Genomic DNA, 20481 nt, shown 5'->3' with positions numbered 1-20481 from the left:
CTCACAACCCTTCCTGAAGAACCAAGCGAGATTTAATACTTTCTTTAATTGGATTCTTCATTGGTTTAGCAGCGGTGAGTTTTTTCAGTTCCAATAGAAATAACCTTGTCGCTTCTGCATCTTTTCTTTCCATTCTCTCCAGCATAGCTTTTGACATCATCTGGTCATCGTAGGTCCATTTCCCATCTTCATATCTCATAAGATCATGAGCATACACTGTGTTTCTATCCTCATCATAAAAAATTTCGGAAATACGCATTAGCCGCGGCTGAGTCCGATTTTCCTCATTAACTACCTTGTCAAAAATAAATACCAGCTCACAGGATTTAAGCGCCGATACCAGATGTCCTTTAAGGTTCCCGCCTACTTGTGTAGCTACGGCAAATGCGCCTTGATAAGGAATATCTTCTGCATCAACGGTATGGAAGGTGCCTGTAAGTGCATCATATCCCTTCTCGCCGCACCACAGATAAAAAGCCCATTCGTAATATCGCATTTCCGTCATGTAGAGAATGTCTGGGTCATGTCGTAAAGACTCAATGCCCACTTCCATTAATTCTTCATTCGCTGCAATGATAGGAATAATCCGATGCCCCTTGATTACATTCGGAAGTATAGATTCCGCATGTTTTTCAATCATTACGACTCCCATGCATCTGTCCGCTCCATATAACTGCTCACCTACGACCGTATTGGCAAAAGTTGATTTTCCGGATCCTACTGGACCGGCAATAAGCGTATTCCGGTAGGTCCTGATTAAGTAACGTATTAAGTTAATTGCTTCAGCTGGAAGCGATCCCGTTCCAGCTTGGTCGTCTAAACTTAAATACTCAACAATTTGTCGTCGGCTTGATATCGTGGTGAACCCTGGCCAAACCCGGGGAGGAACCCACAAGGCCAGCCGGATGAAGCGCCCAGGCCACAACGGATCTTCCATATCAAGCTCGGCTGATGGATTCTCCCGATTCAACTTTAAATTGGGGGCGGATGCCATTAGCTGACGAGTTAACTGTTCGACTCGGGTGCTGGAAGACATTTTAAAGGGATAGGGTATAAATCTACCCTTGTGGTTATAGAAAATCTCTTTTCCAATGATCTGCATCCCCGATGATTCGGCAAACTTTTTATCTGTAAACCACTGATAGGAAGATCCAAAGCCTTTCCATTCCTGAAAAAGCGCTTCGTTAATATCATTGTATGCTTCTGGAAGAAGACCACGGAATGGAGTCCGTCGTGTGTGTTTTCCGATTTCATTCATGAAATATTCTACTAACCCAGTTGCAGAAAACAGTGATTGAACGTCCATCTTATTTAGCTTATTTCCTTCTTTGTTTAACTCAGTGCTTAACTCATTTTTCAAATTCTGGAGATATTCCTGGAAATTATCATTCCCGATTCGCTGACGTAGGTGTAACTGCTCTTTAAGACTGAATTTGCGGTATTCACCAAGTGCTTCTAAGGGTTCTTTCTTTAGAATCGTCATGAGAAGAGTCTTCCCCTCTTTTTAATCTGTTGTTGTTCGCTTAATCCTAATGAAATCAATAGTGACTGGATCTTTTCATCAACAGCCTGAATTTCTTTTTTGCCCAAGGGAAGTGACTCGGGCAACCCTTCATAATGCGGAAACTCCAGGAACACTTCACTACCAGTCAAACCCGAAATATTCCCTGATAGCGAAGTAGCTATATTACTCCGGTTAAGAATCAACCGGAAGTCAATAGGTTGCAAATCCACATGCTTAGCCAGCTCTAGCAGATCCAGAAGCCGGTGTGAATGCTTTTGATGCGTGACGATAAATCGGAGCGCGGAATGCTGCATACCTACATACCAGGCTGCGCTTTCCGGGATGCTGCCAAAATCACAAATCACAACATCTGCATACTTTTGACTTTCATCCATGAGGTATTCAATTTCTTCCTCCGTATAGTCATGAGTAGCAAGATAATCGTAATTCCCTGGGAGATACCGATAACCATCTTGGTTGAGCAAATTTTCAAAATCGCTTTCCGTGATCATCCTTCTTGTAATTCTGGAACGCAGCTGGTTCAAACTTATATTTGCTGGTTGATCCAGCCCGGGATCATATAAATTTAGACCAAGCAAAATTGTTTTCTTACCGGTAGCTGCAATTCTTCGAGCTAATACCTTTGCCACGCTTGTACAGCCGATTCCTGGGCCTGATCCGAAAATTCCAAGCACCCGGTTCTGCAGAGCTGCTTCTTCTTCGAGAACGAATTTGACCTTTTCCACCAGAGCAAGCGAAGTTGAACGAGGCGATAAAAAATGGACGTCATTTTCTTGACAAAGTAGATAAATTGATGCAAGCTGTTTGACCTGCTTGAGCTGATACCAATAAAGAAGTTTTGCATCCGGAAAACTCTGTCTTACTTCTCTAATTCTTTGCAAGGGCACGCGCTCACTGGTCATAATGAGCATATTACTAACGAGTTGCGGAGCATCTGGAAGAATATTTTGAGTAATGACTTCGTACCCGGATTCCTTTAAAGTCTGAATGCTGATGTGATCCAGACCGAATGTGAAAATTTTGTTCATTTGAATGCCTCCTAATCTACACGAACGATCCACAACTTATAACCTTGCTCCAGATAGGTTTTCAACTCACTTCCCTGATCATCACTTAAAAGCAGCTCAGGGGCGGCAATTTTCCCGGTTGACGTAACCCGATTTGTTGTCTTGCCATCCGCGGTATCTCTGACATCGTTATTATCATCAGTTCGTACATAATTGACTGATATGTTACTTAAAAATGAACTTTTTAAAACAGAGGAATCTACTTCCGCCTCCGTTACTACACCGGCTGCAGGTGTAGATTGTGCTTTTCTTCGTTGTTCTTCTGTATATACCAGGTACAGATCAACTTTATCTCGTGCTCGTAGAGATCCGTTTATCGCATAAATATCCTCTTTACGGATAGGGAAGATTCCTTCATTGTCCTTGGGTTCCAGATTGTTAACATCTACTAATGAACTTGTGAGAATGAGTCCATCCGTCACATCCACATTCAATATCTTATTTTCAACATCACTCATTCTCTTCACTGCGTTCTCGGGTACATCCTTTGTTTGTACCGAATCCATGTAAAGATCGCTTGGTGTAAGCACATAATTTTTAGGAAGGATGCTCCCCTTGGCTACCTTGATTTTCACTACTTTTTGCGATAATACGTAAGGTTTGAAATATAAGTCGTAGCCTAGCAGCCCCCCAAAACCAATTAGCAGAACCAGAAAGGCGAAAATATAATTACGTTTCAGAATCATTACGAACCTCCATTCACTTTTTGTTACCAAATAATTTAAATCTGCTTGTTTTTTTCTTTTTCTCTTTCGGCAAGAACTCACTGAGCATTTCCCTGTAGGTATTCTCCATTTCGATGCAATCTTCAAAAGGGTCAACTTGATAGGAGTGCTCAATGAACTGAATTTGTAAATTCTCCTTTTCATTTTTCGAGAAGACTTGGGATAGTTTTTTAAAACTAGCCTCGTCACAAAGATTTACCAGGATAGGTATAGATCTTTTCCAACCCTTCGCCCATAATCCATCGATGCATCCAATTAAATGCCCGAAATCCCAAAGCCCGGCAGTCGTTGTTACGATCGGTAGATCTGATCTGAAGAACTCTTGTGCATACTCTCCCAAGATAAACCCATCGTCGCCTTGAGTAATTACTTTCCCCATATCTAAAACCAAGTACTGGTAGCCGGCAGAGTGAATTTCTATGTACTCTTGCATATTCACACCCGTAAAAAAATCGATTTCTTGGTATCGAAACCCTAAATCGACGTTCCTTTCTGTCGCTACATCAGATTCGAAAGTGAAGAATGCCGGGGAGTTCATGGTATTGTCTATCAACTCCACACAAGCGACCGAAAGCGATAATGAACTCAAGAATTTAGCTATGCGGATTGATGTGTGGGTCGTGCCGGTGCGGTTACCGGATCCGGCAACAGCGATTATTACTGTGCCGATGATCCGTTCCTTCACAACGATTTCTTTGATTGGTTGCCTTTGGGGGGGCGGTTCGAGTTCAATACTATGAATGTGCTCGACCAACGATGGATCTGTAGTAACCGGGCGCTCTTTTCTTTCTGGCTTTTCCCTTACCTTCTCTTTTTCTGCGATCTGCTGCTGGACATTGATTTCGATTACGCCATCTGCCAGCGTATCCCAGCGTGCAATGTTACCGTACCCATAGTCTCCTGCTAACTGATTTTTAATTAGAAGTGCCAGATAGGAAAGGGCTTCTGGATCTTCCTCAACGTATCTATCTTCTTGATCTTCGTCATCGTTTTCCTCGTCATCATCTTCATGCTCCGGATCTTCTTCTGGAGCAATAATGTCGTAGATCTGCAATGGCAAGAGAGAGGTAATCGTCGGGTCTCCCGGCTTTCTTCCAGGCGCTAGCAGAATAATACGCGTTTCTCTTCGGGCCTGTCTAAAAATACGAATGCCGCGGATAAAGCTGGCTGGATCCGTAGAATCCAAATCCACTATCAGTACAGATAGATTTACATTTGCAGCTGATTGACAATATTGGAGAAAAACTTCTTGCGTAAAACTGCCAATCTTATCAAACCAAATTTCCTGTCCTTTGATTGCATCATGCGCATCTTTGCTGTGTTCTCGGCTTACAATCAAACCATACATGCTGATAAACGCCCCCTGAAATCGAATTAAAGCATAAAATAGTGACTAAAATCCTAAATAATGACTAAATATTTCCACTCACTTCCTTTTTAAGGATGAATAATTAGTTCCAGGGGTGTGATCTATTTCGACTAATTATTTCAAAAATTAAGTAAATAGTATTATTTTTCTAACTCAATTATAACCTTTAATCAGATGGTTTACAATGATCATCTGTTAAAAGATGAACATTTAACATGTATATCTTTAGGCATTTTGACTAAGGATATGAATATCATTTTTCAGTCAATTAGACCTATGATAGAATATACTTTGACTTTCAAAAAAATTGTGGGGTTGACCAAATGTCTCTTGGAACGAAAATACGTGCCATGCGAAAGGAACGCAAGTGGAGTGCTGATTACTTAGCTGAACGATCTGGCGTTACTCAATCCACTGTTAGTGATATTGAGAGCAATAAACGCAGCCCTCAACTAGATACACTAGAAAAAATTGCATCAGGTTTTGATGTACCCCTAATCGAGATCTTACCTATAGAAGATTACTTCTGTTTATCTGATAACGCTTTAAGTACATATGAGCTAGAAATTATTGAACTTTGCCACGAATTACCTGTGGAACACCGGTCTACTATTGTTTCGTTGTTGAAAACGTTTATTAATGATGAGAGTAATGTATTAATTAACTTGGTTTCTACAATTGTAAAATCTCAAAATCAATAGAACTTCATAGGATCTACAGGCTGTCCATTCACATCAATTTGTAAGTGCAGATGGGGACCGGTTACACGGCCGGTAGCTCCTGCCAATCCTATGAGCTCCCCTGCCCTGACATTTTGCCCGGCATACACATTAAACTGGCTCATGTGCATATATTTTGAAATGATTCCTGATCCATGATTTATGTACACCGCATTACCCCCATTGCCTATATTCCCTACGAAACTCACTGTACCGTCTGCAATGGAATAAATTTCAGTACCGGTACTCGCTCCAAGATCTACTCCCTTGTGTCCAGTTCTAACCCCTGTTACGGGATGTACACGCATCCCAAAGGGTGAAGTTATGCGGGTATTGGATCTGGGGAGTGGCCACACAAACATATCTTCCTTTAAATCAAAATCTCCTTCTACGACCAAACCGCCAGTAGCTTCTTCTTCATCGTCATCATTAAAATCATTTAAGGTGATTTTAAATTTTATGAAGTCTTTGATATCTTCGATTTGATCTGATCTAATAATGTGGTTATCGACGAGCAGCTGCAGAACTTCATCGAATGTACGAGCGTAGTATAGGGTTTTAGTACAGCTAGCTGTAGGCGCAGGCGTAGCTGACGCTTGAGATCCAGATAAACCCACTATTCTCCCTGTAACAATTGTTCCTGTTGCGGTAGCCTGCGTTCCACAAGAGACTGTCTCTGTCTCCGTTCGAATGAAGTAGGATTTATAGTTGTATGCTCTTTGTTGGCTGCTTAATGTGAAATCTTGCTGCAGCAGAACCGCATCGATGGCCATGATTTGTTGATAGTCAACCTCAATGTTTGTCTCTGTCTTCATTTGAGCAGCTGCATTGATATAATACCGGTACTGATCATCCTCCCCGAGTGGTACATGCTTTGAAACCGTACCAGGGCCCGCAAAAAACATCCCTATAAAGAGAATTAGCCCAAGAGGAATGAATACGACAGCAAACAACGCTTTATCCTTTGGTACTGAGGAAAGAGCCGCCTTGGCGAGAAACGACCACATTAGCGGCCGCCGCCCTTTCCGAACAAGGCCAACTCTTCATTAGACACTTCAAAAGTGGTGTGTACTCTGCGATTTCCGGCGAAGAATAAGGCTTCTCCACGGTTTCCGGTCTGAAGGGTCTCGATTTCTTTTTCCGTTAAATGCATGAGCTTTGTCAAGGACTGAATATCGTTTTCCCCTTGGCCCATAATGATTTTGTATACCGGATTATCAAGCAAAGATTGACCGTAGCGCTGAACTGCTGGATCCATAAAGTCATTCATGTTGTGCGTAATAACCCATAAAGCCCCTTCGTATTTTCGGATACGCTTGGAAGTATTACGCGCAAACTTCAGGACTTCCGGATTTTCAGGATCTACATTCAGATAAAATTCGTCTCCGGCAAGAATACATTTCTGCAAACGGTCAAAACTAATCTTGTTCCAGCTCCAGCCTAATACGTTGTAATATTGAGCCTGCTGAATTTCTTTGTCGGCATCCACTAAGTTATTGGTATCCAGGACGATGAAATCGGAATTCGCTTCTACCGTTGTAGGACCGTTCCACAGCGGACTATCTGCACCAACAGCTGCAGGACGAGTTAGCATCATCAACTTTTCCCACACCGGCTTTGTCGATTCCTTAAGAGCCTTCTTTTCAAGCCAGTAAAATAGTTCTTGCATAATCGGGTAATCCTGATTCTTGAGCTGTTTAATATCCGTATCCCAAAGGATCTCTCTTTCGTTATAAATGCTTTCTAAAGCCAGCTCTAAATAGGTAATATCCAGCCGTGAGGCCTCTTTGCCGAAGTATAGGCGGAAAAAGGTTCTCAGCATTTGAAAGTGTAAAGCAAGTGGACCGGCAACAACCTGATTTGTGAGAGGTGAAACAATAGTAGACTTGAAGGCACGTTCTTCTTCAGGAATCTCTTCTTCATCATCGTCATCGTTGTCGTTGGGAACATTGCGAATTTGGAATGGATTAATCCGGCCTTTATCACCACCTACACCGCAATTGATCCAGTCTCCTTCGAGGTTTTGGCATAAATCCTTGTATTCTCGTTCGGGGTCGATAATTATAACCTTAGTATTCCGAGCGTATTCATTCATCAACATTTTTTTAATAATGGTTGATTTACCAACGCCAGGTCTTCCTAGTACAGTCACATTGGAATTCGTGCGGCTGCCTTCGCGGACCCAAAAATCCACCAGCATGATTCCTCCATCTTTGTCTGAACCCAGCAGTATGCCATCGCCGTCATTAATGCCGGAATAGATAAAGGGATACATCGCAGCAATGGTTTCAACCGGCATATTTCTGGCGGCTAAATCCGAGATTTCTGGAGCAAGAATGCGGTATGGGCCGACAGAACGCAATGATTCTTCCTGGCGGAACATCGGTGTTCTACCGCGCATGCCGGCAGCAGATAACATCGACTCTACCTGCTTACAACGCTGCTGAAGAACATCCGGATCGTTAGCTGAAACCAGGAGTACCACTGTAATCATGAATACCCCTTGTTTTTCCTGGTCGATTTTCTTCACTAATCGCTTGGAACTGTTGAACTGTTCTTCGATTCGGCTTATTGTGATATGATTTCCGCCGTTTATAAGCTTTGCCTCCAGATCCCCCATGGAAACCTTGATTTCATCTAGGAGCAAGTACGGATCTGTTGGGGCCGCATGGATACTGGCGACCACTCCTGGTAAGGTGGATACATCCGCGATCCATCCGGCAGCCACGCGGTTAGGATAATCTACGATAGCAATCGACCGCTGATACATTTCACCATTTACTATTTGCTTGTTATCAAATTTCATAGCGACCGGACTAAGAATATCAAGCAAACCTGTTACACTTGGAGCCGGAGTCGCCAGTTTTTTCTTTTTGATTTTTTTTGGTTCACTCATGATAAAGCTCCTCTGTAAATTGGTCTGCATTATATTCAAAAATTGGAGGAAGGAACATACTATCTGCTGGGGCACGTTCAAATGCAGCATGTGCTGGATTTGTGAAAATGAACTGCATTGTCCGAAGCTCACTGTCTCCACATACCGTACTTAAGAGTTCTGCGCTAGATAAATTACTAGACAGCTGGATGGCTCGTTGTAGAAGAATTTGCTCATCCAGCTGCGGCTTTTTCCCAAGTGGAGTATCGATCAAAAAATAAAACTGGCGCTCTAGTGCTTCTCCACTGGTTGCTTTTGCAGCTGCTTGTCGTGAATACATACCCAGCAGCTTCTTTTTAAGCACTCTCTCCGTCGAAGCCCGCTCATTTTCTATTTTTGCGATAAAGGAGTCTAAATCTACCGGTTTACCAATTGAAAAGATTTGAAATTTGTAATCGATCCCGGTTAAGGCTTCTTCCAAACGCTTTACCTTACGAATCTTTTCACGTTCGCTCAGCAGCTTAATATTAACGGGCTGAACCCGGATCGCAGCTACGATATGATTATCTTTACGGTAGACTAAGCTATTTCGGATATCGGTGATCGGTAGCCAATTTTGTGTTGAAGGTGCTTTTGTTGCAACCTGTTGTGGAACTGCAGAGGCTTTCGCCCCTGCAGTCTTCTTCTTACTTTTTTGTAAAAATGCCATTCTCTTCCCTCCAGGAACCATATCGGTAAAAATATCGTTGTGGCTTGGATCTGTAATCCCGTTGGTCTTTTAGAATATCCAGTACGTTGCGTCCTGTTCGGGGGTTAGGTTTTCCGATAAAGAACCCAAATGCTCCTGTTGGAACCATTATTCCGAACCATAGTGGCGATCCTTGGATAAACCAACCAATCGCACCTATGCACGCTCCTATAACTGCTGCGATGATGCTAATTCCGATCTCTCGCATGCCGAATCCCGGGAAGAACTCCATTCGTGTCGTAATGTTCTTCGGGATAACGTAGATACTGTAGTCAGCTTCCTTTTCTTCTCCAAAGTTCATCCAGTTAAGCAACCCCTCTTGTCATCATCTTGCGCATGATGTACATAGATCCAGCTTGTTGTGCAGCTTGTCCACTTGCGCGTCCCAATCCGGTCGAATGTATGTATTGCTTTAAGATGGAAGGTGATTTGTAAGTCACCCACATAAACCCGCAAAATATCATAATTCTTAGTAGAGGGTTATTAGTAGCGACTGAAGGATCTGAAGAAAGAATCGGCATCGTAAGTGTGTACAACGAAATCTTAATCAGAAACATTTGAATCGCTTGAGCCATGGATATGTTGAGCAGTTCCCGCCACCATCCCTGGAAGGCCTGACTGCTTGTATTGGTAAGACCTAAAGCCATAAACGCACCTACTGCTGCAACAACGGCAAGCTCAGCTGCTCGGATGAAGGTTTGAACCAACACGAATAGATAAATCAGGACAGCTAGGATAATGACAATAGCAATCAAAATGATTAGTCCATTAGCTGAACCTGTCAGCAAAGGCAAAAGAAGATTTTTAAGCATTTGGCCGCCCTGCTCGTTTGATACCGTCCCTTGAATGTTCGCTATATCTCCAGCAATTGCCGTTCCCCAGGCATAAACTTCTTTGGTTACCCAAGGGGATGCACTAACCATCGCGGCCGACTGTATCAATCGAACAAACACACCCTGAAGATCTGCTTCAGCATCCCCGCTGTTTCTTAAAATATTGTTGTACCACACCTCATACATAAATTTTGCAACTAAGATGGATCCTGCAAGGGCCTGAGAATAAAGAATCGTTTGATTTACGATATCCATATCTAGCACGGCCATTGGTATGGTGTTCATAGATGTTAATAGACCCAAAAACATGGTTATACAGGCTTCAGCAATATCAGTGAAGAATTTTTCTATAGCTCCACCAATCATATTTCCCAGCATAGATTTCACTCCTCGTATAGTATTTCTTGAAGGCAGTCTTGAACCAATTTCCAGTACCCTAGGGTACTGGCGGCCGCCTTCAAAATTTCCAATTTGCACTTTGAAAATATGAAATTGGGACTGGACTTTTCGTGATGCTTCCAGACAATGAATCTTAGGGTTCATTCGGGGAAATTCTTCTCACTCCTGTAGCATGACTACTCCAAAAGTCTGTTTCTCCGGCACTCGCGCGGCACTTCTTACCCGCTGGCCGTTCCCTTCGGCACCCCATGCCCGAAGATAGCAGCTTCGGGGCAGCTCATGGATCGAAGCGAGTTCTCATACGCGAGGGTGATTGATCGGCGAGCACGCTGGAGGCATCCCGAGAAGTCCATTCCCTGAATCCCAATAGAAAGGAGGAATTTCCTTATGAAGCTGTTTGTCGGGATTGACGTTAGTTCGCAAGACATGAAAGTGTGCATGATGACGGCGGATGGTGAGACTCACCAATCCTTCACCGTGGATAACAATCTAACGGGTGCTCAGCACTTGCGAGACCGCATCGTTGCTGCCTCAGACAAGTTGGTAGTCTCCGAAATTCACGTTGGACTGGAGGCTACATCGGTGTACAGCTGGCATCCCGCCATGTACCTGCATGAAGATGCCGCCCTAAACCAACGCAAGACCAAAGTATTCACCATTAACCCGAAGCTCATTAACAAGTTCAAGGAAGCCTATGCGGATCTGGACAAGACCGATCGCATTGACGCTTGGCTCATTGCGGACCGGCTCCGCTTCGGTCGCCTTCCTATGACTGTGGTGATGCAAGAGCAATACATTGCCTTGCAGCGCCTTACCCGCATGCGGTTCCACCTGGTTCACAATCTCACGCGGGAGAAGCAGTACTTCCTGCAAAACCTGTTCTACAAATGCAGTGCCTTCGGAACCGAAGTCGAGAGCTCCGTGTTCGGCAATGCCATTATGGAACTGCTCTTGGAGAAGTACAGCCTCGACGAAATCGGGGCCATGGACGTGGCGGATTTAGCCGACTATCTTAAGGAGAAAGGGCGCAACCGGTTCCCTGATCCGGAACACGTAGCCCGCTGCATCCAGAAGGCTGCCAGAGCCTCGTACCGGCTGTCCAAGTGTATCGAGGACTCCATTGATCTCGTCCTGGGTACATCGATCCAATCCATCCGCGCCATTCAAGCCCAAGTGAAGGAGCTCGACAAAGCCATTGAGCGCATCTTGAGCGGCTTGCCTGCCGCTACACTGCTTCGCTCCATTCCGGGTATTGATCTGGTCTATACGGCCGGCATTCTCGCTGAGTTGGGTGACATTACCCGGTTCGACGACCAAGCCGCTGTGGCCAAATATGCGGGACTCACATGGCGTAAGCACCAATCCGGCCCCTTCGAAGCTGAAGATACCAAACGCATTAAGTCCGGCAACCGTTTCCTTCGCTACTACCTGGTTGAAGCTGCCAACTCGGTTAAAAACCGCGACCCGGAATTCGGAGATTACTACCGGAAAAAGTTCAATGAAGTACCGAAACACCAACACAAACGTGCCCTCGTCCTAACAGCAAGAAAATTAGTGCGTCTGGTCGATGCTCTGCTACGCAACGACCAAGTCTACACGCCGAAGAGGAAGGTGAATAACGCTAAGGTGTAACGCCTCCTTTAGCCAAGTCCTCCTGAATTTCCAGTAAATTTATGGTAACAACCTCGATTTTTACTGGTCTTCTTTGGTGATGCCATTTTTCGGACTTACAATGGTCCAAGCCCTAATAAAATTTCCAATTCGCTTCATTCAGGCTCTTGACATCATACCGCTGGACTTTCTATGTAGGAGGTTGAGTTAATTATTAGCAGCTCCACTTTGTTTAACTGTTTGTGAGGTAGTAGAAAATGATTTTAACAATGCCGTCTGCCCCAAAAGCAATTGGTCCCCAAAGAAGAACACGCTTCATCGATTTAGTACGTGCCGCCACTTCCCCACCTTCTTCAGCCATCCCTTTCATCCAACTGTGATACATAAAGATGGCCCCAGAAGAGACTGGGATGAAAATAAGCATCCAGCCCGAAAGTTTATTGATAAGCTTTACGCCTCCAGAAACAATTGCAGGGTCACCTGGATTAGCGGTTCCAGCTGCAAATACGCCAGAAACGGTTAGTAGTGAAAATACAGTTAGCATAAGGAACGCTCTGAACGTCTTGCTTGACACCAGTTTTTTTGCTTTTTGAATAATCATTAAAGGGACCTCCTAAGATTCGATAAAAGTTGTAGGTATTCGTTAATAATTCCGGATAATATGTTAGATTTCGACAAATGAAAGGCAAAAAAAAATGGGTTATTACACCTCACTCATATACGATGGTTCTTCTCCTTCTTCATCCCCCTCTTCAGTCCAGGTGTCCTGGTTCTTCTTTTCAAACATGTTCGGCACAAACACTTTGACCGGTTCTATTTTTCGCTTCGTTTCACCTCCATCTGGAATTAACTCATCATTTGCAGGCCAAAGGCTCAAATCGGGTAAAGGAAGATACGCCGGATTCTTTCTCGCACGAATAACTAATGATAAATCTTCGGGCCATCTGAGAATTTCATCTTGGGTTAGTAGAGATCGGCCAGTCAAACCAAAGCTTTCCCCTTTGCTCACGCTTGTCTTGCCTTCGGTGTAGGAACTGCTATCACTTCGAATAGTATATTTTCCCAGCTTATCACTGATTTTTGTAGCAGTTTTATCATCGGTCGTTAACAAATAAATCAGATTGTGACAGTTACCACGAATGACAGTAGATTTCATTTCTCCATACGCAACATCGGTCTGCGTGAAATCCTGAAGAATGATTTTCCACCGGATTCCGCGGCCAAGAGAGACAGTGAGCTTATTGTCAAAATCTTTGAATGGCGGCATATTACCGAATTCGTCCAGGAGCATGTTAACTCGCACCGGAAGACGTCCACCACTTTTATTTGCAAAGTCTACGAGCGCCTGATAGGTCTGATCGACGTACAAGGCAGCAAGTGGATGTCTTGTTTTATCCTCATCGGGAATGATCAGGAAAACAGCCGTCTTCTCTTTACCTACTTCATGAAGGACATGATCCTGCTCAGCAGTTAAAAATTGAATGGCTGGATCTGCAAATAATCTTAATAAAGATGCTACATTCGAGAAAAAACTTCCTCTGGTACGTTCCGGAGCCAGAGCTGCAGTCGCATAAGCATCCTTTGCTGGGTGACTATCTGGCAATTGATCCATGTAGTCATTAAGCGCTACATATTCCTGAATCTGATTTCCCATTCTCACCTTGCGAGACTTTCCAAGTTCGGCCAGTGTTTTATAGACTGAATACATATGCTTCTGACTTTCATCAGGTGCTTCCATGGCGACCACCAGTATAAGCGCTGCGATAACTGACTCTGCACCGTCTTTCCAGATCGAATCGCCGCCTGCTTGATCTGATCCCGGCTTTTGATAGACAAACATATTGGCTATCGTCCATGCAAGGCTGGATGCTTTTGAGATATTGCCTGCATTGATTGCATTAAGGACCGGCTGCATGGCATTCCATCGGCTGCCCCAACCCGGCTCACGGTAGTCTACGACTCTGACGGTGTACCCTTTTTCTCGTAAATAAGGCGCTGATCTTGCATATAGCTCGCCTTTAGGGTCTGTCAGTACGATTGACTCACCTGCATGAGCCAACATCCAAATCGTCGGAAATACCAGTCTTCTCGTTTTACCTGAACGTGTGGTTCCGATAATCATAGTGTTCGTATCTTTATCGTCGATCCAGGCAAACATTTTCCGTCCAGATAATACGGCTCCAAAGATAATCCCACCTGCAACAACCGTTTCTCTTAATTTCCAAACAAAGCTGTTCCGGCTCATCTCAGCTTCGTTCATCCACCGTGCAGATCCATACTCATTGTTTCCCGCGTGTGCCGGCCCCCCGATATCCGGAGTAATACGGTTCGGATTTTTAGAAGAATTATTCTTACCATTCCAAAAAATAAGGGCAGCTGCAGCTAGGATAAGCACTTGCGCTAGTCCAAATGCCTGGCGTAAAAAGGAATCTTCAAAGACTGCCTTAATAGCCCCGAGTGAACTGAATTCATTGAACCAAACATCCGCTGCATTCAATGAATACGTTGTGAGATATTTCGGAAACAATATGATCGATGGAAGAATCAAGATATCTACCAAGATCAGAAATCCAAGAGTAACGAGTTTAGTAATAAGTAGTTTCTTTTTCTTTTGCTGGTTTAGATTCAAATACATCGTCTCCTAATAAGGAACGTAATGTGTACATGGTAGCTTCATCTAAGCCACCACCCATCCACCTTTCATTTCTCGCCTGAACTGCCGCTTCTTTCTGCTGTACCATTTTTCCATCTTGCATCGCCGCTGGCTGCCGTTCGTCAGAAGATTTTACCTCTGTATGAATTGGGATTTGTGTAGTGGCAGAATCATTTGAGATAGGCTCTACAGCGCTTATTCCGGACATTGTTTTGTCATTGTTCACCTCCCTCGCTGAAGTTGTATGCTGCAACAACATGCGTTCAAGGATCTCTAGTTTTTCCAGGATATCAGATTCTCTAACATAGAATTCGATGGCATCCTCAAGAAATTGAGTTTGACCGCCGCTTACCTTGCATGCTTTTAAAAAGCGTTTTTGAGCTGCTGGACTGAGCTCAACCCTTCCACTTACCCGGTGCTTAACCAAGGAATATCACGCCTTTCTTATTCCTCTCATAATGTAGTTTCCTCTGGAGTTAAAGCTTTCATAACAAGGGCTTGTACTGCAAGACAACCATATGTACTGGCAAATTGAATGTTGTCCAATTTTTTTATGGCTGGTATGTTTTCATTTACATATAAATTCACTGCTTCATCTTCAGAACAGAATAAGACTGCGTGAAGACTGGTTAATGCTCCCCCCCATTTTCGTCCTACGACTTCTACGATTTTTTGAGCATAGTTCCTATGCGCATCTTTTTGAATTTCCCGGATGTCATAGGTTCTGCCGGCATAATCAAATTCACCGTCAAACCACAATAGGGATTTTTCAATTTCTAACATATCGGCCTCTGTCTTAATCAGTTGGGAGACTTGGGTCCGCATAACGGTATAGGCTTCATTTGTACCAGGCTGCAGCGATCCCGAAAGATCTTCATGCTGCAGTGTTCCTCGGGAACCTCGCTGCATGTACAACAGTTCCAAGGTCCGATACTCAGGATGAATGACCCCAACTTGCCGGTTAACGAGACTACTATCCTTTACAGATCCATCCACATTGTAGATTGATGAGTAGTAAATACCGACAATCTCAGGAACCACAAGCACTTGATTAAATCGAATCTTTTTATCAACTCCGTCAATACTAACTTCCATTACCAAAGTATCCAGAGCGTCCTTGATTTCATTCTTTTGCAGTTTGTACAAACTCATCGGTAGCCCAACTACTAAATCTACTGGTTCATTGTGCTTCATTAGTCTATGTACGGCTGTGCTTATTACCAAAGAGAGAAGGCTAACCTCTGGTACCTCTTTTTCAAAAATACGTTTGCCCCCAGACGACATACCCGCATTACCCAAATCATAGTACTGTTCTTGGATCCGGACTCTATATTGATCCCGCTGAGAACTTTGGCTGCTGCCTGCAGGTCGCTGGACAATTACAGACGGAAAAGTCATTTCCGTGCCATCCTGATGGACTCCTTTCACATTTTCGTAGCCGAGAACTACAGCAATCCGTTCCCTATTATCCATCTTTTTGTACATATCTACTAGGCTACCATCCTTTTTAAGATCATTTTGGGTAAAAAAAGGGATTTATTTACTTCAATTTTAAAGTTAATAAATCCCTTTCGTTGAAATATCTCTCTTGTTATTATATGACATTCTCGCAGACAGTCCATACCTTTATTTAAAAGGTTCTAAACGTTGTGTGTCGGACAGAGTTGCTGACAACGCTTAATCGTCTCCGCGTTCACGTTCTGCTGCCCGCTGACGCTGACGTTGCTGTTGTCTCTTAAGCATTTCTCCTTCAGCCTGGGCGCGGCTTCTTTCCTGCTCGATGGCCTGCCAAAGAGCTTTCCAGATTTGCTTTGCATTGCCGAAACTAACCTCACTCCTGGAATAATTCTTACCGCTACCCCAGATATAATTCGCATCCGTTCCCAGCGCCTCATTAAGCTCTTTGAACTTGTCCCGGGAGATCATTGGCGATCTTCCCCATGTGGCAGCATCCCTGGAAAATTTATCAGTGTTTAGAATGATCTTATCAAGCATTTCAGGATTTAGGTTTGCCCCTGAGCGCTCGTTCCAATCGTGAATGAAGGTATTTACTTCTTCAGGATCTAAACCGGCAGCAACCAAAACTTTAGTCAGATTACTTACCGTTTCATAGACTGGATCTTTAATTCCTAATTCTTTGCCAATAATTTTGATATCATCGACCCGCTTCTTAAAGAGGTCCATTTCATTAATTTGAGACTCATAAAGATTACCGGTTCGCTTTCCCCATTCCACCAGCTCAGTTTTAGCACGTTCCGGATTATGGTCAAGCAGCAGCCACTTCGCATAAGCTTCGGCGGTCCATTTAATTTCTTCTGCACTTTGAAGGTCTACGGATCCTGTTAAAAGCTCTTGTGTTGCCTCCTGGTATTTTTCCGGATTTAGTTCAAGTGCTCTCGTTGTTACCCAAGGATATTTAATGTCACTTTTTAAATTAGTCATGACCCTTTGCCAGGTTTCTTTTTTCAAAAAGTTGGTCTCTACTTTATTCACACTTCTCAGTATTTCATCAATCCCGCTTAAGCCGTTCTTCACTGCAAAATCATGCATAATAGTTGCTCTCTCCGTCCGAGATACACCCATTGTTTTCAAGGTTACGCTCATGCAGTAGGCCGTATATCCACGCTCTTGATCATCAACGTTTGCAGCAAATTTCCCGTTGCGGAAAGTATCAAGCACAGAGTCCTTCATTTCACTTCTGACCACTGTTGTTTCGGTCATTTCCCAAGGGTATTCGGTTTTAATTCCCATGTTTTGTGCAAAGCGACCCCATTCAGATTCCTTTAACAAAAAGGCCTTAGCGTCCTTTTCGATTTTTGAGCTATCCTTCAGGATCTCAGCAGCTCTTTCTTCAGATACTTCCGCTTTTTCCAAAACCTTTGCAATGTCCTCTGTCGATCTGCCAACCAAACGAAGAATGTTTGCCACTACTCTGGCATCTTTATCTAAGCTGCTGTCGTTATCAAGCCCACCGTCCTCCGGGGGAGATTCCTCTTGGTTCGAATCATAGATGATAGATCGAATTTCGCTTTGAGTGATGCGTAGATCCGCTTTCCAGGCCCATTCCTCATAGATCTGTTCCATGTGCGCATCCCCGTAACCAAGAGCTCTGAGTGCCCCTACGGACCGTTTAATGACTTCTACCGGCTGAGTATCAGCAGGTTTCCCCATCGCTACAGCAAATTTCCGAACTGCTTCCATGCCCTTTTCTTCATTGACTGGAAGGAACACTGCTTTTTTCCCTTCGGCTGCAGCTCGCAACACAACTTGTGAAACGCGCTTCTCCAGGTCCTTCATTGCATTATTAATTGCATTCTCAATATCCTGTTCTTTAAAAGAATAGTGTCTGGTCATTGATTCTACAGCAGCTTTATACCGCTCAATGGATTCATTAAAAGCCGGCTGCTTCAGGAACCACTTTGTCGTATCGTCAATGGCAGCCTTCACTTCCTCGGGCATGAGTTTATAGGCTATCCGACCTTTGCTTGGCATCATGGCACCGATCTCTTCCAGGCGTTTAGCGATTTCACTCGCATCTTCCGGATAGAGTTTTGGTGCCATACCCACGCTTCCATTCCCTCTTGCTTCCTGCTCTTGGGAGTTTTGCTTTTGGTACTTGATGATGTCCCTCACTACACTTGCGGCATCAATGAGTTGTTTCTTGCTCAACTCGCTGATGAGATCCCTCATTTCGGTTTTTTCTTGGAACAAAAGGCTCCGCTCTTCTGCATACACGACATTGTGAAAGGTCTTCTTAATCTCGTCCAATTCTTTAGAGTTGAGCATCCCCTTTCTCCGCTTAGGGTCTTTTTCCCAAAGGGCAATATGTACATGAGGATGACCGGCTTCCTGATGAAAAGCAGCTACCCAGCGTAAATTCGTTTCACCAATCCCCATTTTCGCAGCTGCCTCCGGAACAGTTGCCCTCAAGGTCGTTTCCCATTCACTGCGGGATGTGTGGTTTAGCCGCTTCGCATCCTCTTCAGTCAGGCTAAGCACTACCCGCCAAACCACTCCCTTATGGTCTGCGATTTCCTGTTGGATGTCCTTTACGTTGGGATGTTGATCAGAGGCTGAAAACAGGCCATGAGATCCAACCCGTTCATCCACGTAGCTCAAATATTTTTGCATATCAAATTCCGCTGGCCCACTCAAATTACTTTGGTTTTCCTCGACCGTCTCAACGCCGGGCCGGGTTCCTATGTATTTGATGTGATTTACGTTTTTGGCCACCACCTGTTTATTGACACTTTTAAAACGTGAAGGTGCCGTGAATTCAACGTTACACACAAACGGTGCATTAAACTGCTGATGTTGATTCAGTAGACCTTCCCAGTACTCACTCATCTAACTCACCGTTTTTATCTCCTGGAGTGTCCTTTGCCCGGAGTGCAGCTATGGCTCTTTTCCGTGCCTCTTCAGATATTTGCCGTACATCCTTTTTCCCGAGTTGCCCTATAACCTCTTGAGTAAGGAATAAGGCGGTGAGAGAAGCAATCGCATCTTTGGACCTGATTTTTGCCATTCTCTCTTCAAAAGGCTTGTTGGTTTCAGAAATCGCTTTTCTCATTAGCTTTAACACTTCATCAATGATGGTACTTTCATTCATCAAATCAGCCCTTACACCTTGCTGGATATATTTACGCATCAGTGTGGCTTTTTTCTCTTTGGTCAACTGTGCGACTGTATCTAATAGGATCTCCGTTTCTGAATCTAGCCGCAGGGTCATTGGTTCGCCTAGCTCTGAATATTCTTTTCCCATAGTGAATTCACGCCTTTTCTAGTTTGTATTCTCAATATTCCCCATAATAATAGCATAATATTAGATATTGTAATACAATATCTACCACATAAATACTCATGTAATACAAGATGTAATACATGAAACCCCCCTATTCGCTGGCTTTGCCAGCGATATGTAGTTCTGCGCGGATACGCGCCTTATCCTGCATACTCCCTCGATACACTCCTATCGTCGTTCCACTCTCTCGTTATGCCTTCGGCTTGGTTCTAAAGCATTCAGCGAAGTCCGCCCATCCGATCCCCTGGATCGATAAGTCTGCACTCGCAATGCGTTCGCTTCTGCTCACCTGTCCCTGAATCATTGGGACATAAGGGATCCTGATTTTCAGATCATACGGCTTTTAAGCTTTCCTGATCTCCGGCTATCGAACGATCCCCTACATCTTTGACCTGCCGTCATCAGGAGATCCTTTTCTCTCTTAGTCTCTATAAAGCTGTTCGCGCGTTCCTACCCAGTGATGCCGGCTGCCGTATGCTTGACGGCCGGCTGCGCTCTTACAGAGCTTCTTCAGTTATCCATCTACAATATCCGTTTGATTGTCTGTTGCTGAGCTGCGGTCGGCTTCTTGTACGTATAGAACCATCACTCGTTATCAAAGTAAGAGTATCCTTGTTAATCTAACCAGCTGCGGATCGTTCGAATTTATGGGGAAACTGCTTCGGGGATGAAGAGCAATCAACAAAACTATCATTCAGATATTCAGTGCACTCCCCTTTCTCTAGCCGGGGAATCAAGGAATGAACGTAACCGATTCGCTTCAAAACAGCATATTTCAGAATGAAAACTGCTGACACCCTCTGTAGATATTTTCGATCGTAAGATAAAAACATCGGACATCTTATCAGACAATTTCTCTGACAGTTTGTATCACATTCTATAAGGAATATTGCTACTATTGTCGGACAATTCATCTGACGCATTTGCAGACAGTGAAATTACCTCTTTCTTAAAAAAGAGTAACGTTTGCTGACATTCTGGGCCGAGTTATTCAGAGGGTAGATTCCCTGGATCCGGACGTTCTTCACTGTTAGTCCTTTCTCTCACTAAGTCGATCTAACTCCCTTTGTTGAGAGTCTTCTTATATCACAATCATTGCTCCATAGCTGCCCCGTATATAGACTATCAGATCTTTTCAGGGAGAAATGAATCGAAC

The 20481-nt window shown here is 43.9% G+C and carries 17 protein-coding genes; 2 read left to right on the top strand and 15 right to left on the bottom strand.

Annotation, left to right across the window (positions count from 1 at the left end; genetic code table 11):
* Position 1: 1 nt before the first annotated feature.
* The 4 genes from AC4G46_RS32230 to AC4G46_RS32215 are packed head-to-tail and all read right to left on the bottom strand — an operon-like array spanning position 2 to position 4665.
* Positions 2-1483, bottom strand: coding sequence for an ATPase, T2SS/T4P/T4SS family (locus tag AC4G46_RS32230; RefSeq protein ID WP_491129060.1), 1482 nt, complete (start codon positions 1481-1483; stop codon positions 2-4).
* Positions 1480-2553, bottom strand: a complete 1074-nt coding sequence (locus tag AC4G46_RS32225; RefSeq protein ID WP_491129059.1) for a P-loop NTPase family protein — start codon at positions 2551-2553, stop codon at positions 1480-1482. The genes AC4G46_RS32230 and AC4G46_RS32225 overlap by 4 nt, the downstream gene beginning before the upstream one ends.
* An 11-nt stretch (positions 2554-2564) precedes the next feature.
* Positions 2565-3278, bottom strand: coding sequence for a CpaB family protein (locus AC4G46_RS32220; RefSeq protein WP_491129058.1), 714 nt, complete (start codon positions 3276-3278; stop codon positions 2565-2567).
* Between the two features lie 13 nt (positions 3279-3291).
* On the bottom strand, positions 3292-4665 hold the full coding sequence (locus AC4G46_RS32215) for a hypothetical protein (RefSeq protein WP_491129057.1): 1374 nt from the start codon (positions 4663-4665) through the stop codon (positions 3292-3294).
* A gap of 344 nt (positions 4666-5009) precedes the next feature.
* Here AC4G46_RS32215 and AC4G46_RS32210 point away from each other — a divergent pair, with 344 nt between their 5' ends.
* Positions 5010-5387, top strand: coding sequence for a helix-turn-helix domain-containing protein (locus AC4G46_RS32210; protein ID WP_491129056.1), 378 nt, complete (start codon positions 5010-5012; stop codon positions 5385-5387).
* Here AC4G46_RS32210 and AC4G46_RS32205 read toward each other — a convergent pair.
* The 5 genes from AC4G46_RS32205 to AC4G46_RS32185 are packed head-to-tail and all read right to left on the bottom strand — an operon-like array spanning position 5381 to position 10404.
* A complete protein-coding gene (locus AC4G46_RS32205; RefSeq protein WP_491129055.1) occupies positions 5381-6412 on the bottom strand; it encodes a M23 family metallopeptidase in 1032 nt (343 codons plus the stop codon). The two genes, AC4G46_RS32210 and AC4G46_RS32205, sit on opposite strands and share 7 nt — an antisense overlap.
* Complete coding sequence (locus AC4G46_RS32200) at positions 6412-8301, bottom strand: VirB4 family type IV secretion system protein (RefSeq protein WP_491129054.1); 1890 nt, start codon at positions 8299-8301, stop codon at positions 6412-6414. The genes AC4G46_RS32205 and AC4G46_RS32200 overlap by 1 nt, the downstream gene beginning before the upstream one ends.
* Positions 8294-8989 carry a TraC-like domain-containing protein gene (locus AC4G46_RS32195; protein ID WP_491129053.1) on the bottom strand — a complete coding sequence of 232 codons (696 nt, stop codon included), beginning with the start codon at positions 8987-8989 and terminating at the stop codon, positions 8294-8296. Before AC4G46_RS32195 ends, AC4G46_RS32200 begins: the two co-directional genes overlap by 8 nt.
* The gene (locus tag AC4G46_RS32190) at positions 8967-9329 is read right to left on the bottom strand and encodes a PrgI family protein (RefSeq protein WP_491129052.1); all 363 of its coding nucleotides are present in this window, start codon (positions 9327-9329) and stop codon (positions 8967-8969) included. Before AC4G46_RS32190 ends, AC4G46_RS32195 begins: the two co-directional genes overlap by 23 nt.
* A gap of 4 nt (positions 9330-9333) precedes the next feature.
* Positions 9334-10404 carry a conjugal transfer protein TrbL family protein gene (locus AC4G46_RS32185; protein ID WP_491129051.1) on the bottom strand — a complete coding sequence of 357 codons (1071 nt, stop codon included), beginning with the start codon at positions 10402-10404 and terminating at the stop codon, positions 9334-9336.
* A gap of 243 nt (positions 10405-10647) precedes the next feature.
* Between AC4G46_RS32185 and AC4G46_RS32180 the strand changes: the two genes are divergently transcribed.
* Positions 10648-11892 (top strand): IS110 family RNA-guided transposase, encoded by a 1245-nt coding sequence (locus AC4G46_RS32180; RefSeq protein WP_491129050.1) that lies wholly within the window; start codon positions 10648-10650, stop codon positions 11890-11892.
* Between the two features lie 211 nt (positions 11893-12103).
* Here AC4G46_RS32180 and AC4G46_RS32175 read toward each other — a convergent pair whose 3' ends face one another.
* The 6 genes from AC4G46_RS32175 to AC4G46_RS32150 form a co-directional block, all read right to left on the bottom strand.
* Complete coding sequence (locus tag AC4G46_RS32175; RefSeq protein WP_491129049.1) at positions 12104-12472, bottom strand: hypothetical protein; 369 nt, start codon at positions 12470-12472, stop codon at positions 12104-12106.
* A gap of 102 nt (positions 12473-12574) precedes the next feature.
* Positions 12575-14500 (bottom strand): VirD4-like conjugal transfer protein, CD1115 family, encoded by a 1926-nt coding sequence (locus AC4G46_RS32170; RefSeq protein WP_491129048.1) that lies wholly within the window; start codon positions 14498-14500, stop codon positions 12575-12577.
* Positions 14457-14951 (bottom strand): hypothetical protein, encoded by a 495-nt coding sequence (locus tag AC4G46_RS32165; protein WP_491129047.1) that lies wholly within the window; start codon positions 14949-14951, stop codon positions 14457-14459. The genes AC4G46_RS32170 and AC4G46_RS32165 overlap by 44 nt, the downstream gene beginning before the upstream one ends.
* 26 nt (positions 14952-14977) lie before the next feature.
* Positions 14978-16009: a ParM/StbA family protein gene (locus AC4G46_RS32160; protein WP_491129046.1), complete on the bottom strand. Its 1032-nt coding sequence runs from the start codon at positions 16007-16009 to the stop codon at positions 14978-14980.
* 192 nt (positions 16010-16201) lie between these two features.
* Positions 16202-18871 (bottom strand): MobP3 family relaxase, encoded by a 2670-nt coding sequence (mobP3, locus tag AC4G46_RS32155; RefSeq protein ID WP_491129045.1) that lies wholly within the window; start codon positions 18869-18871, stop codon positions 16202-16204.
* A complete protein-coding gene (locus AC4G46_RS32150) occupies positions 18864-19286 on the bottom strand; it encodes a hypothetical protein (RefSeq protein WP_491129044.1) in 423 nt (140 codons plus the stop codon). Before AC4G46_RS32150 ends, mobP3 begins: the two co-directional genes overlap by 8 nt.
* Between the last annotated feature and the right edge of the window lie 1195 nt (positions 19287-20481).

The sequence above is a fragment of the Paenibacillus sp. fava2 genome, from assembly GCF_058313675.1.
This window is presented reverse-complemented; position numbering and strand designations above follow the sequence as displayed.

Coding starts and splice junctions, on each gene's coding strand:
- AC4G46_RS32230 (WP_491129060.1), bottom strand. CDS start 1,483: ATGACGATTCTAAAGAAAGAACCCTTAGAAGCACTTGGTGAATACCGC.
- AC4G46_RS32225 (WP_491129059.1), bottom strand. CDS start 2,553: ATGAACAAAATTTTCACATTCGGTCTGGATCACATCAGCATTCAGACT.
- AC4G46_RS32220 (WP_491129058.1), bottom strand. CDS start 3,278: ATGATTCTGAAACGTAATTATATTTTCGCCTTTCTGGTTCTGCTAATT.
- AC4G46_RS32215 (WP_491129057.1), bottom strand. CDS start 4,665: ATGTATGGTTTGATTGTAAGCCGAGAACACAGCAAAGATGCGCATGAT.
- AC4G46_RS32210 (WP_491129056.1), top strand. CDS start 5,010: ATGTCTCTTGGAACGAAAATACGTGCCATGCGAAAGGAACGCAAGTGG.
- AC4G46_RS32205 (WP_491129055.1), bottom strand. CDS start 6,412: ATGTGGTCGTTTCTCGCCAAGGCGGCTCTTTCCTCAGTACCAAAGGAT.
- AC4G46_RS32200 (WP_491129054.1), bottom strand. CDS start 8,301: ATGAGTGAACCAAAAAAAATCAAAAAGAAAAAACTGGCGACTCCGGCT.
- AC4G46_RS32195 (WP_491129053.1), bottom strand. CDS start 8,989: ATGGCATTTTTACAAAAAAGTAAGAAGAAGACTGCAGGGGCGAAAGCC.
- AC4G46_RS32190 (WP_491129052.1), bottom strand. CDS start 9,329: ATGAACTTTGGAGAAGAAAAGGAAGCTGACTACAGTATCTACGTTATC.
- AC4G46_RS32185 (WP_491129051.1), bottom strand. CDS start 10,404: ATGAACCCTAAGATTCATTGTCTGGAAGCATCACGAAAAGTCCAGTCC.
- AC4G46_RS32180 (WP_491129050.1), top strand. CDS start 10,648: ATGAAGCTGTTTGTCGGGATTGACGTTAGTTCGCAAGACATGAAAGTG.
- AC4G46_RS32175 (WP_491129049.1), bottom strand. CDS start 12,472: ATGATTATTCAAAAAGCAAAAAAACTGGTGTCAAGCAAGACGTTCAGA.
- AC4G46_RS32160 (WP_491129046.1), bottom strand. CDS start 16,009: ATGTACAAAAAGATGGATAATAGGGAACGGATTGCTGTAGTTCTCGGC.
- mobP3 (WP_491129045.1), bottom strand. CDS start 18,871: ATGAGTGAGTACTGGGAAGGTCTACTGAATCAACATCAGCAGTTTAAT.
- AC4G46_RS32150 (WP_491129044.1), bottom strand. CDS start 19,286: ATGGGAAAAGAATATTCAGAGCTAGGCGAACCAATGACCCTGCGGCTA.